The sequence below is a fragment of the Patulibacter americanus DSM 16676 genome (assembly GCF_000420025.1).
In the GTDB taxonomy this organism is placed as follows: domain Bacteria; phylum Actinomycetota; class Thermoleophilia; order Solirubrobacterales; family Solirubrobacteraceae; genus Patulibacter; species Patulibacter americanus.
The window spans coordinates 52061-63254 of the sequence record NZ_ATUD01000012.1; the positions used below are offsets into that span (position 1 = coordinate 52061).

Sequence of the window (11194 nt, forward strand, 5' to 3'; positions counted from 1 at the left end):
CGGTGCACACGTGTGAGCCTACCGCGACCGTGTGATGCCGGTCACGGTCCGGCGGGGTGAGTGTTCGGTTCGCGCCCGCCCGGTCCGCCCCCAACCCCGCCCGTGGTCGCCCTCCCGGTCCGCGCACCGCCCCGCTGGCCCCGCCCGGCCGTTCCGCGTCAGCGCCGCGCGTGGTGCACCGACTCGATGTTGTTGCCGTCGGGGTCGAGGACGAAGGCTCCGTAGTAGCCCGGGTGGTACTCGGGGCGCTCGCCGGGCGCACCCTCGTCGCGGTATCCCGCGCCGGTCAACGCGGCGTGGAACGCGCGCACCGTCGCCTCGTCCGGCGCTGCGAACGCCAGGTGGAGGTGGCGGGTCGGCTCGCCCGCGACCACGGAGAACGTGCCGCCGCCCGGGCCGGCGCGGTCGAAGGACGCGCGCTCCGGGGCGTCGTGGACGAGCGCGTAGCCGGCATGGAGGGCGACGGCGGCGTAGAAGTTGCGGGCGGCCGCGACGTCGGCGACGCGGATCCAGAGGTGGTCGACGTGCCCGTCGGTGCGCTGCCCGTCGCGGTGGACGGCCTCGACGCTGTTGCCGTCGGGGTCGCGGAGGAACGCGCCGTAGTAGGTGGGGCTGTACTCCGGCCGCGGGCCGGGGGCGCCGTCGTCGGGATGCCCGGCCGCCGTGCCCGCGCGCCAGAACGCGTCGACCGCCTCGCGGCTCGGCGCCGCGAACGCTACGTGCAGCCCTGTGGTGACGGGCCGCTCCGCGGTCGCGTCGGCGAGCGAGAAGTCCTCCCACTCCGCGTAGTCGTCGCCACCCGTCGGCGGGGCGAAGCCGAGCGTCTGCAGCACCGTCGCGTAGAAGCGCTCCGACGTCGCCCGGTCGGCGACGCGCAGGGTCACGTGGTCGAACATGGCGGCGAGTGTGCCAGGGGCGGGGGACGGCTCCGGGGCGCTCCCCGTCCGCCGTGGGACGCGTACCGGTGGACAGCGTGCACGTCCCGCGGCATGCTCAGGGCACCGCGGCCCGCCGGGTCGCCCACCCGACCCGCCGGAGCCCCCCGTGATCAAGATCTCCATCACCAGCGTCCTCGTCGCCGACCAGGAGCGCGCGCTCGACTTCTACACGCGCGTCCTGGGGTTCGAGAAGCGCGAGGACGTGCCGCTCGGCGAGGGGTTCCGGTGGCTCACCGTCGCCTCGCCCGCCGGGCCGCACGGCGTCGAGCTCCTGCTCGAGCCCAACGCGCTGCCGATCGCCCAGGAGTTCCAGCGGGGCCTCTACGACCAGAAGATACCCCTGACGAACTTCTCCTCCGACGACGTCCAGGCCGACTACGAGCGGATGGTCGCCGCAGGCGTCGAGTTCCGTGGCGAGCCGATCAAGACCGGCCCCGTCATCGGGGCGATCTTCGACGACACCTGCGGCAACTGGATCGGCCTGACGCAGTTCGTGGGGGAGTAGCCGCCCGCCCCGTCCCCGGGGCGGGGTCAGCGCCCCTCTTGCCGTGCGCGCTCGTCGTGCGCACGCATGATGGAGGTGACGTCCTCCGGTTTGAGCTCGGGGACACCGCTGCGGGCGGTGCGCTCGGTCGTGTCGCTCGGCGTGCCGTCGGCCTCCTCGAGGTCGCGCTGGGCCTCGCGGATGCGGTCGAGAGCGTCGTCGGGGCGGGGCGGTTCGGGACGGTCTTCGGGGGCCATGCCCGCCGGGTGCCCGTCCGGCGGCCGGGCCAACCGTGGCGGCGCTGCGGACTGGCCGTCCGGCGCGGTCCCGACCCCCCCCGTGGGCCTATCCCGGCATCGGCACGTTCTGCAGCCGCACACGCCCCTGAGCGACGAGCTTGCCGTCCTCGCGGGTCACGTCGCACTGCCACAGCTGACCCGTCCGCCCCTGGTGGATCGGCCACGCGCGGACGTCGAGCCGACCGGTCTTGTGCGCCCGCACGAAGTCGGTGTGGTTCGACAGCCCCACGGCGAACATGCCCTGGTCGGCGACGGCGGTCGACGCGCCGATGCTGCACGCGCTCTCGACCGCCGTGGCGTAGAGCCCGCCGTGGACGACGCCCCAGGGCGTGTGATGCGACGCGTCCGCGTCGATGTGGCCGGTCACCTCGGTGGCCGAGGCGGCGTCGACCTGCAGGCCGGCGGCCTGCAGGAACGGGCCGCCGGCGTCGAGGGAGAGGTCGGGCTCGGGCATGGTCGGTCCTTCGGGTTCGGGTGCGCGGGCGTGGCGACGGAAACAGCGGGTCCGGTCACCGAACCCACCGTCCAGCGGGACCATACGCGTCCGGCGCGGGGGAGGATCCCGGATCACCCGCCTCCGACGGCGGTGATCCGGAACCCTGGGCGAGTGCGAGCCCGCCACGCGCCCCGGGGTTCCGCATCGCCTGTGCCCTGCGGGTGCGATCCGGACCTCCGCGTCCGACGGTCCCGCCTCGGCCCTCAGGCCCAGACGGGCACGCCCCCGACAGCGCCCTCGGCGTCCGTCCACGCGGCGCTCTCACGCTGCTCTTCGACGTGCGCGAGCCGCTCGCGCAGCGCCTTCTCGATCATCACGGTCGCGTCGCTGCCCATGATCAGGCGCACCGGCGCCTCCGGGGCGTCGGCGGCGGCGATCATCGCCGTGGCCATGCGTGCGGGGTCGCCGGGGCGGCCCTCGTCGTCGAGTGCCTTGACCTGCTCGCGCATGTCGTCGGCCGGGGTGCCCGCGTAGGCCTCCATCGCCGGGGCGAAGGCGGCCGAGCCGTCCGCGAACGGGGTGCGGGCGCTGCCGGGCTCGACGACGGTCACGCCGATCCCGAAGGGCGCGAGCTCGCCGCGCAGGGCCTCGGTGAACCCGACCATCGCGAACTTCGTGGCGTTGTAGAGCGCGAGGCCCGGGAACGCGTGGTGCCCGCCGAGGCTGGCGACCTGCAGGATGCGGCCACCGCCCTGCGCGCGCAGGTGGGGGATGGCGGCGCGGATGACGTGGATCGAGCCGAGGACGTTCGTGTCGAGCTGCCGCTCGATCTGCTCCTCCGTCATCTCTTCGACGGCGCCGAAGAGCCCGTAGCCGGCGTTCGAGACGACGGCGTCGACGCGGCCGAGGGCGGCCCAGGCCGCGTCGACGGTCTCGCGGACCGCGGCGGTGTCGGTGACGTCGAGCCGCGCGACCCACAGGCGGTCGCCGTACTGGGCCTTGAGGTCGTCGAGCCGCTCGGGGCGGCGCAGGGTCGCCGCGACGCGGTCGCCGCGCTGCAGGAGCTGCTCGGTCATGTGGCGGCCGAAGCCGCTGGAGGTGCCGGTGATGAACCAGGTAGAAGCCATGGGACGATCCTGCGCCGCGGCCGTCGTCCGCACCAGATGTCGCTCGTGCCTGGGGTACGCGAGGGCCACCTTCGACGACCAGGGCGGTCGGGCGGGTACCTGGGTGGCCGCGTCAGGGCCACCTTGCGTGTCGGCCCCGGCGGTACCGTGACCCCATGGATCGTGCGAAGCGCCTCGGAGAGTTCCTGCGGGCCCGCCGCGAGCAGGTGACCCCCGACGACGTTGGCCTGCCGACCGACGTACGCCGCCGCGTGCCGGGCCTGCGCCGCGAGGAGCTGGCGATGCTCGCCGGCGTCTCGGCCGACTACTACGTGCGGCTGGAGCAGGGCCGCGACCACCGGCCGTCAGAGCAGGTCCTCGACGCCCTGGCCCGCGTGCTCCAGCTGAGCGACGACGCGACGGCGCACCTCTACGAGCTCGCGCGCCCCGCACCGCCGACCCACCGTCCGCACGCCGACGAGGCCGCGGTCCCGCACGCCACCCAGCAGCTCATCGACGGCTGGCCGACGACGCCGGCGGTCGTGCAGAGCCGCCACCTCGACGTCCTCGCCTCGAACGCGATCGCCCGCGCCCTGTCCCCGTGTTACGAGCCGGGCACGAACCTGCTGCGCGCGCTGTTCCTCGAGGACGACGCCCGGGCCATGCACGGCGACGACCTGGACCGCATCCTCGCCGACGCGGTCGCCGCCTTCCGCTCCTGGGTGGGCGCCGAGGTCGACGACCCGGACCTGCAAGCCCTCGTCGGCGAGCTGTCCCTGAAGTCCGAGCAGTTCCGCGAGCTGTGGGCCCGCCACGACGTGCGCGGAACGATGACGGGCGAGAAGCGCTTCGACCACCCCACCGTCGGCACGTTCCGCCTGAGCTACCAGGTCATGGCGCTTCCGGGCACCGACGGCGCGATGCTCTGCGTCATGCACGCCGAGGCCGGCGGCCGGGACGAGCAGGCGCTGGCGCTGCTGGGGACACTGGCGGCCGACGGGGCGGGGGCGGAGCGGGAGCGGCCCGCGGAGACGCCGCGGTAGGACGTCAGGCCTGCTCCCGACGCCGCAGCACGAACCCGGTGGCCATCACGACCCACCCGAGGGCGAGGCAGACGGCCTGAACGCCGACGCTGTCCAGCACGACCCGGATCGGGAATCCCGAGAGCGTCAGCACCGCACCCGCCAACACGGTGCGCTGGGCCCGTGTATGGCGACGGGCTCCGGGAATCACCCGCACGAGCATCAAGGCGAGAACGATGACGCAGATCGCAGACGCGACGGCGAATGGGGCTGCGGAGATCGAGGCGAGCACGGCGCGGTCAGCGGAAGCGGTAGAGCGCGACCGTCGTCTGCGGGTCGGCCGAGTAGGAGGCCTTGGTGCTCCCGCGCGCCTCGGGTGCGACCGCGAGTCGGCACGACTGCACCGATTCAGGCGCGGTCCGGCCCTTCGGGAGCGTCAGGAAGTCCTCTGTCGAGATGCGGTGGCCGACCGGGGTCACCGCTCGCGGCCCGGTCGTCTGCACGGTGACCCCCTGCGACGGCACGTCATCCGTCTTGCACGCGAGTTGGAGGCCCGTCGTCCGCGCGAGCCGCTTGCGCAGCGCCACGGTCGCCGTCGGCATGACCTGGATCGTCGCGCGCAGCCGGCGGTCGTCACCGTCCTTGGCGGGCCGCATCCACAGGCGTAGGCCGTGGTTGCGGTGCTCGAGCACGACGCCTCGCTCCGCCGCATCGCTGGACACGGCGGGAAGGGCAGGGGGGCGCGCCGCGGTCGTGGCGGTCGACGGCCGGGTCCGCGCGTCGGGGCGGGCGTCGTCCGCGTCGCCACAGCCCGCGAGGGCCACGCCGGCCAGGGCGCCGGCGGCGACGAGGAGCGCGGCGCTTGGGAGGCGGGGTCCCCGGCAGGACGAACGCACGGGGGAGGGAGGGACTGGTGACATCGCGAGCTGCTCCGGGGGACGGGGGACGCCGACCGGGGCCGGCGGGACGCCGTGATCCTACGACGCAGGCTGACCTCGCCGTCCGCGACCGCTGGCAGGATCGCCGCATGCCGGCCGACGAGATCGACCCCCGCGCCCTGAACCGGGCGACGCTCGCCCGCCAGATGCTCCTGCGCCGCGAATCGGTCTCGGCGGTTGACGCGATCGAACGCCTGGGCGGCATGCAGGCGCAGGACCCTGCGCCGCCCTTCGTCGGCCTCTGGACCCGGCTCGAAAGGTTCGACCCGGACGAGCTACGCCGCGCGCTGGCCGACGCCGAGGTCGTGCGCGCGACGCTGCTGCGCGGCACGCTCCACCTCTTCTCCCGCCGCGACTACCTGCGCTACCGGGCCACCCTCCAGAGCATGCTGCTGGCCGCCGCATCGAGCAACCTGCGGGGCCAGCTCGATGGCCTCGACGTCGACGCGACGCTGGCCGTGACGCGCGAGCTGCTGGAGGAGGGGCCGCGCACCCAGTCCGAGCTACGCGCGCTGCTGCACGAGCGGTTCCCGGAGGCCAACGACCGCGCGCTGGGGCTCATCGCCCGCTGCGGGGCGCCGATGGTGATGCGCCCCGTCGACCACCCGTGGTCGTTCCCGCGCGACAGCGCCTTCGTCCTGGCCTCCCAGATGCTGGGCGCGGAACCCGACGCGGAGGAGCGCCCGGAGGAGCTGATCCGCCGCTGCCTGGCCGCGTTCGGCCCGGCGTCGGCGACGGACGTCCGCACGTGGTGCGGCCTGCCGGGCATCGCCGAGGCCTTGGAGGCGATGCGCGACGAGCTGGTCATCTTCCGCCTCGGCCGCCGCGAGCTCTTCGACCTGCCCGACGCCCCGCGCCCCGGCCCGGACGCCGAGGCCCCCGTCCGCTACCTCCCCGAGTTCGACAACCTGCTGCTCTCCCACGCCGACCGCACCCGCGTCATCGCGGACGAGCACCGCCCCTTCGTCTTCTCGAAGAACCTGCGGGTGAAGGCGACCTTCCTCGTCGACGGGCGGGTGGCCGGGACGTGGTCGGTGAAGCGCAGCCGGAAGGTGGCGACGCTGACAATGGTGCCGTTCGGGAAGCTCGCGAAAGGGACGCTGCGGGAGCTGGTGCGGGAGGGGGAGCCGCTCGCGCGGTTGGCCGAGCCGGCGGCCGACGACGCGGACGTGGTGGTGGGTGAGACCCCCTGAACGCCCCCGTACCTGCTGCCGGTTCCGGCGCCCCCTTGCGGTTGCCGTAGCGTCAACTTCTACCGTCGTCGACGGGCCGGAATCCCCCGGCCCGATGGAACGCGAGGCGGGGAGGGAACAGCATGGAGTGGACGATCGCCGAGGTGGCCCGCCTGGCCCAGGTCAGCTCCCGGACCCTGCGGCACTACGACGCGATCGGGCTGCTGAAGCCCGCCCGTGTCGGACACGCCGGCCTGCGCCACTACGGCTGGGAGGAGCTCCTGCGGCTGCAGCAGATCCTCCTGCTTCGCCGGCTCGGGCTGCGGCTCGACCGCGTGGCGGACGTGCTGAACGGCCAGACCGACCGTGCCGACGCACTGCGCCGACACGCGGAGGAGCTGCAGGCGGAACGGGAGCGCCTGGACGTGCTCGCCCGCACCGTCGCGCGGACCATCGCCCAGATCGAAGGAGACGACGAGATGTCGGCCGAGGAGATGTTCGAGGGGTTCGCCGCGAGGCGGACGGAGCTGGAGAGCGTGCTGGTGCAGCGCCACGGGGAAGGGGTGCGGGAGCACTTCCGGACGGCGGAGCAGCGCACCGCCGGATGGACCGCGGAGGACTACGCGGCGGTGCAGCGGGAGGACGAGGACCTCCATCGCCGGCTCGCTGCGCTGATGGCGTCCGGGGCGGCGCCCGACACCCCCGAGGTGCTCGATGTCGTCGACGAGCACTACCGGAGCATCACCCGGTTCTGGACGCCCGACCGCGAGAGCTACGTCGGACTGGCCGATCTCTACATGAGCCACCCGGAGTTCCGCGAGCGGTTCGAGGCGGTCGCACCCGGGTTCGTGGCGTTCCTGCGTGAGGCCATGGTCGCCTACGCCGAGGCGCGACTGAGCTAGGGGCGACGGTGCGGCCACGCGCCGCGGGGCGGGTCGTGCCCCGCGCTGCGCGGCCGCTGCAGCCGCGCCTCGGCCCGCCCCTACGCCGTGGTCTTCTTCTTCGTCGGCGCCTTCTTCTTCGCCCCACCGCTCCCGCCGCGGGCCTTCGCGAGGCTCTCCTCGAGCGCCGCGATCAGGTCCGCGGGGGCCTTCTGAGGCTTGGGCTCCGGCTCGGGCTCGGGGATCTCGATCTCGCCGCCCTTCTTCTTCTCGTCGATCAGGCGGAGCAGGCGGACGCGGTGGCAGTCGTCGTAGCGGGACGGCTTGAAGTCGTCGGTGAGCTCGCCGATGAGGGCGACGGCGTCGTCGATCTCGCGCTTCGACGGCTCCGAGGCCTTGCCGGAGGGGATGGCGCCCGTGTCCTGCGGATCGCGGATCTCGTCGGCGAAGTGCATCGTCGTCAGCGACAGCAAGCCGTTCTGCTCGCGCAGGGCCACGAGGTACTCCTTCGCGCGCAGCACGATGCGGCCGATGGCCACCTGGCCGGCCTTGCCCATCACGTCGACGAGCAGGCGGTACGCGCGCACGGCGCCCTCGCCCTCGCCGGCGGGCAGCAGCCAGTACGGGTGGTTGAAGTAGATCGGGTCGATGTCCTTCAGGTCGACGAAGAGGTCGATGTCGACCGTCCGCGTCTTCTCGGGCTGGGCGGCTTCGAAGTCCTCGTCCGTGAGCACGACGATGTCGCCGTCCTCCGTCTCCCAGCCCTTCGCGATGTCCTCCCACTCGACGGGCTTGCCGTCGTCGGCGGCGACGCGCTGCATCTCGATGCGCTCGCCGGTCTCGCCGTGCACCTGGTGGAAGTGCACGTCCATGTCGCGCACCGCCGAGACGAGCTGCACGGGCACGTTGACGAGACCGAAGCTCAGCGAGCCGGTCCAGAGCGAGCGGGCCATCAGGAGTCCTTCTTCGTGGTGGACTTCGCGGGGGCGCGCTTCTTCGGCGCGGCCTTGCCGGATGCGGTCTTGGAGGAGGGGGAGGAGCTGCTCTTGGAGGACGCGGACGACTTCGAGCCGTTCGAGGAGGAGGAGGCCTTCGACCCGTCGGACGGTGCCTTCTTCTTCCGGTCGGGCTTGCCGCCCGCGAGGCTGGCCTCAAGCGCCGCGGCCAGGTCGTCGCCGGTCGCCGGCTTGCGCTTGGCCTTCGTGATCTTCGTGCCCTTGCGCTTCTGCTCGATGAGCTGCATCACGGCGTCCCGGTAGGTGTCCTCGTGCTCCTCGGGCTCCCAGTCGCCGGCGAGCATCTCGACGAGCTTGCCCGCCATGTTCACCTCGCGGTCGCCGGGCTTCTTGCGCAGCGAGGGCAGCTCGAGGTCGTCCTTGTCGACGAGCTCGTCGTCGAAGCGCATCGTCTGCAGGCCGAGGGCGCCGTTCAACGGCCGCAGGGCGACGAGCTGCTCGCGCGTGCGGAGGATGAAGGTGCCGATACCGACCTTCCCGGTCTGCTCCAGCGCGGCGAGCAGCACCCGGTAGGCGTGCTCCCCGTCCTTCTGGGCGCCCACGTGGTAGGCCTTGTCGTAGAAGACGGGGTCGATCTCGTCGCCCGCGACGAAGTGCTCAATCGCGATGACCTTCGGGCGCGACCCTTCGGCGGCGGCGATCTCCTCCTTCGTGAGGATGATCTGGCCCTTGCCGGTGTCGTAGGCCTTCTCGATCTCCTTGTAGGGGATCTCCTCGCCCGAGTCCGCACCGAGCCGCTTGTGCTCGACGCGTGACCCGTCCGACGCCCGGACCTCCTTGAACCGCAGCGCGTGCGGGCTCGTGGCGGAGAACAGCTTGATCGGGATCGCCACCGCCCCGAAGGTCAGCGTGCCGTTCCAGAGGGAGCGCGCGGCGGTCATGCTCGGAAGGTACCCCGCGGGGGCGAGGGCCATGTAGGGGTGAGGGTGGCTGCACGGTGGCGTGCGCCGGGCGGCGCGCGGCGACGACGGATGTTCACGCCCCGCCCCGCCGGCCTGGGGGAGACTGGCGGCGTGCGTGGACGAACTGCGTCGTACCTCCGGGGCCTCTTCACGGGTGAGCGGCCCGTGCCCCTGTGGATGAAGCTCATCCTCGTCGTGCCGGCCATCACCACGACGATCGAGCTGCACGAGCGCCGGGGGCTCGCTCTCGCGGTGGTCGGCGCGCTCATGTGGGGCGCGCTCCTCGCGGCGATGGTGCGCGGCACCGATATGACCGCGTGGTCGCGGGCACACCCCGTGGTGGACTCCGCCGTGATGGTGCCCGTGACGTTCGTCGCCCTGGCGTACCTGACCCACCTAGCGTTGGGGTGGTGCGCGCTCATCGGCGTCGCGCTCTGGCTCGTCGCCCTCGTCCTGGGGCGCTGGCGTCGGCGGGTGGTGTACCGCGGACGGGCCGGCATCGGGTAGGCCGCCCGCGCCCCGCGGAGCCCCGCCGTCCGGCGGCGCGCGCGTCGCCGAACGCGCTCCGGGCGCGACGGGGCGTTCGCGTCACCCGCGGCGTCGCCGCGCCGCGTGCGACGATCGCGCCGTGCGTGCTGCGCGGGCTCCGACGACGACCACCCGATCGCGAACCGTCGGGGCACGCAGCGGACTGGTCCTCCTCGCCCTCGTCGCCCTCGGGCTGCTCGCGCTCGTCCCGTCGGGCGCCCACGCGCGCTCCGTGAGCGACCCCGACATCGGCTGGCCGACCGCCCTGCGCCAGGAGCTCGGCCTCCGGAAGCTGTCGCCCCGGCCGTGCACGGGGAGCCCGAGCCGCGCGGCCATCCGTCTGCAGGACCGCATCGGCCGGCGCGACCCGCGCAACCGGCTCTACACGATCTTCCACGACCGGCCGAACGAGAACATGTGGGGGAACCTCTGGTACACGGCCTGCGACGGCGGGCGCCTGCAGGTGGGCGTCGCGAGCACGGGCACGCCGCGCAACACCCGGCGCGCCGTGGCCCGGGCGCGGCGGTTCCTGCGGGAGCGGGGACAGACCCGCGACGTGCGGCTCGTCGCGGTCCGCTCGACGTACCGGCAGCTCATGGAGGCGCAGGACGCGTTCGAGGACGCCTTCGCGGCGCAGTTCGCGGCCGACCTGTTCTCGTCGGGCATCGACACGAGCCGCAACGCCGTCGAGATCGAGGTGTTCAGCGACGCGACACCGGCGGACCGGTCGGCGATGCGCGCGTTCGCCGCCGCCTCGCCGGTCAACGTCCTGCTGCGGTTCGAGCCCGCCCCGGACCCGAACGCGCCGCTGGCCACGTACGAGGGGTCGTTCACCATCGACCGTGCGACGCTGCGGCGCGGCAGCCGCGACGTCACCGTGACGGTGGAGGACACGAGCTGCGCGTCGGACGAGACGTTCGACTCGGCCGCGCGCTTCGCGGGCGTGGACGTGCGCCGGGTCGGCCGGGCGTTCGCGTTCGCCGCGCGATTCCGGGTGAACCCGGACTGGCCCCGCTTCTCGACCTGCGAGGGCGTGATCGACCCGCGGCTGTCCGTGACGACGACCGTCCGCCTTCCGGGCCCGCTGGGCCGCCGCGGGATCGTGGACGGCGCGAAGGAGCTCGGCAGCTCGCGGACCGTCGTCGTCCCGCCCGTGGGCGTGAATGCGATCCGCTCGCTCGTCCCGCGGTACGTCTACGCCGGCGAGGACTGCGACGCCGGGCCGGTCCGCCGGGCGTTCCGCGCTCAGTCGAAGACCGATTGGTGCTCGTTCTGAGGGAGCCCGCCCCGCGAGGGTGGGCCGAAGGCCGTCGCAGCGCGGAGCGGGGAGGCCGTGGGGCCGGACGCGTCCTGGTCGCCGGCTTGGGCGGCGCACCCGAGCGACGCGCGGTCGAGGCGGATCGTCGTCACCGGAGGACGCGAATCCGCCTCACCGGACCGTGACCCGCCCGGGGCCGGAGGGTCGAGGCGGA

The 11194-nt window shown here is 73.6% G+C and carries 13 protein-coding genes and 2 pseudogenes; 6 read left to right on the forward strand and 9 right to left on the reverse strand.

Annotated elements, in window-relative coordinates; genetic code table 11:
- Nucleotides 1-158 precede the first annotated feature (158 nt).
- Together F593_RS31245 and F593_RS31250 are read right to left on the reverse strand one after the other, a co-directional pair.
- A pseudogene (locus F593_RS31245) lies at nt 159-524 on the reverse strand (VOC family protein); the annotation flags it as partial.
- A gap of 27 nt (nt 525-551) precedes the next feature.
- A pseudogene (locus tag F593_RS31250) lies at nt 552-896 on the reverse strand (VOC family protein); the annotation flags it as partial.
- Nucleotides 897-1044: 148 nt separating this feature from the next.
- Here F593_RS31250 and F593_RS0117105 point away from each other — a divergent pair.
- Nucleotides 1045-1443, forward strand: coding sequence for a VOC family protein (locus tag F593_RS0117105; RefSeq protein ID WP_022929971.1), 399 nt, complete (start codon nt 1045-1047; stop codon nt 1441-1443).
- A 26-nt stretch (nt 1444-1469) separates the two neighbouring features.
- Here the strand turns inward: F593_RS0117105 and F593_RS0117110 are convergent, their stop codons facing one another.
- From F593_RS0117110 to F593_RS0117120, 3 genes are all read right to left on the reverse strand, one after another.
- Nucleotides 1470-1679 carry a hypothetical protein gene (locus F593_RS0117110; RefSeq protein ID WP_022929972.1) on the reverse strand — a complete coding sequence of 70 codons (210 nt, stop codon included), beginning with the start codon at nt 1677-1679 and terminating at the stop codon, nt 1470-1472.
- 88 nt (nt 1680-1767) lie between these two features.
- Nucleotides 1768-2175, reverse strand: coding sequence for a PaaI family thioesterase (locus tag F593_RS0117115; RefSeq protein WP_022929973.1), 408 nt, complete (start codon nt 2173-2175; stop codon nt 1768-1770).
- Between the two features lie 245 nt (nt 2176-2420).
- A complete protein-coding gene (locus tag F593_RS0117120; RefSeq protein ID WP_022929974.1) occupies nt 2421-3284 on the reverse strand; it encodes an SDR family oxidoreductase in 864 nt (287 codons plus the stop codon).
- A gap of 155 nt (nt 3285-3439) precedes the next feature.
- Between F593_RS0117120 and F593_RS0117125 the strand changes: the two genes are divergently transcribed.
- Nucleotides 3440-4306, forward strand: a complete 867-nt coding sequence (locus tag F593_RS0117125) for a helix-turn-helix transcriptional regulator (protein WP_022929975.1) — start codon at nt 3440-3442, stop codon at nt 4304-4306.
- A gap of 4 nt (nt 4307-4310) precedes the next feature.
- On the opposite strand, the gene F593_RS0117130 is transcribed toward F593_RS0117125, so the two are convergent.
- Both F593_RS0117130 and F593_RS0117135 read right to left on the reverse strand, forming a co-directional pair.
- On the reverse strand, nt 4311-4577 hold the full coding sequence (locus F593_RS0117130; RefSeq protein WP_022929976.1) for a hypothetical protein: 267 nt from the start codon (nt 4575-4577) through the stop codon (nt 4311-4313).
- 7 nt (nt 4578-4584) lie between these two features.
- Complete coding sequence (locus F593_RS0117135) at nt 4585-5007, reverse strand: hypothetical protein (RefSeq protein ID WP_157251915.1); 423 nt, start codon at nt 5005-5007, stop codon at nt 4585-4587.
- Nucleotides 5008-5312: 305 nt separating this feature from the next.
- On the opposite strand from F593_RS0117135, the gene F593_RS0117140 reads away from it, so the two are divergent.
- Together F593_RS0117140 and F593_RS0117145 are read left to right on the forward strand one after the other, a co-directional pair.
- Complete coding sequence (locus F593_RS0117140; protein ID WP_022929978.1) at nt 5313-6416, forward strand: winged helix DNA-binding domain-containing protein; 1104 nt, start codon at nt 5313-5315, stop codon at nt 6414-6416.
- 122 nt (nt 6417-6538) lie between these two features.
- Nucleotides 6539-7297, forward strand: coding sequence for a MerR family transcriptional regulator (locus tag F593_RS0117145; RefSeq protein WP_022929979.1), 759 nt, complete (start codon nt 6539-6541; stop codon nt 7295-7297).
- A gap of 80 nt (nt 7298-7377) precedes the next feature.
- On the opposite strand, the gene ku (F593_RS27450) is transcribed toward F593_RS0117145, so the two are convergent.
- Nucleotides 7378-8229 (reverse strand): non-homologous end joining protein Ku, encoded by an 852-nt coding sequence (gene ku / locus F593_RS27450; RefSeq protein ID WP_022929980.1) that lies wholly within the window; start codon nt 8227-8229, stop codon nt 7378-7380.
- Nucleotides 8229-9173, reverse strand: a complete 945-nt coding sequence (ku, locus tag F593_RS26180) for a non-homologous end joining protein Ku (RefSeq protein WP_022929981.1) — start codon at nt 9171-9173, stop codon at nt 8229-8231. The genes ku (F593_RS27450) and ku (F593_RS26180) overlap by 1 nt, the downstream gene beginning before the upstream one ends.
- Nucleotides 9174-9305: 132 nt before the next feature.
- On the opposite strand from ku (F593_RS26180), the gene F593_RS0117160 reads away from it, so the two are divergent.
- Together F593_RS0117160 and F593_RS0117165 are read left to right on the forward strand one after the other, a co-directional pair.
- Nucleotides 9306-9701 (forward strand): hypothetical protein, encoded by a 396-nt coding sequence (locus F593_RS0117160; protein WP_157251917.1) that lies wholly within the window; start codon nt 9306-9308, stop codon nt 9699-9701.
- Between the two features lie 121 nt (nt 9702-9822).
- Nucleotides 9823-10998: a hypothetical protein gene (locus tag F593_RS0117165; protein WP_022929983.1), complete on the forward strand. Its 1176-nt coding sequence runs from the start codon at nt 9823-9825 to the stop codon at nt 10996-10998.
- The last annotated feature ends 196 nt before the right edge of the window (nt 10999-11194 follow it).

What these genes read in the sequence shown, in the direction of transcription:
- F593_RS0117110 (WP_022929972.1), bottom strand. Translation starts at nt 1,679, where the DNA reads ATGGCCCCCGAAGACCGTCCCGAACCGCCCCGCCCCGACGACGCTCTC.
- F593_RS0117115 (WP_022929973.1), bottom strand. Translation starts at nt 2,175, where the DNA reads ATGCCCGAGCCCGACCTCTCCCTCGACGCCGGCGGCCCGTTCCTGCAG.
- F593_RS0117120 (WP_022929974.1), bottom strand. Translation starts at nt 3,284, where the DNA reads ATGGCTTCTACCTGGTTCATCACCGGCACCTCCAGCGGCTTCGGCCGC.
- F593_RS0117125 (WP_022929975.1), top strand. Translation starts at nt 3,440, where the DNA reads ATGGATCGTGCGAAGCGCCTCGGAGAGTTCCTGCGGGCCCGCCGCGAG.
- F593_RS0117140 (WP_022929978.1), top strand. Translation starts at nt 5,313, where the DNA reads ATGCCGGCCGACGAGATCGACCCCCGCGCCCTGAACCGGGCGACGCTC.
- F593_RS0117145 (WP_022929979.1), top strand. Translation starts at nt 6,539, where the DNA reads ATGGAGTGGACGATCGCCGAGGTGGCCCGCCTGGCCCAGGTCAGCTCC.
- ku (WP_022929980.1), bottom strand. Translation starts at nt 8,229, where the DNA reads ATGGCCCGCTCGCTCTGGACCGGCTCGCTGAGCTTCGGTCTCGTCAAC.
- ku (WP_022929981.1), bottom strand. Translation starts at nt 9,173, where the DNA reads ATGACCGCCGCGCGCTCCCTCTGGAACGGCACGCTGACCTTCGGGGCG.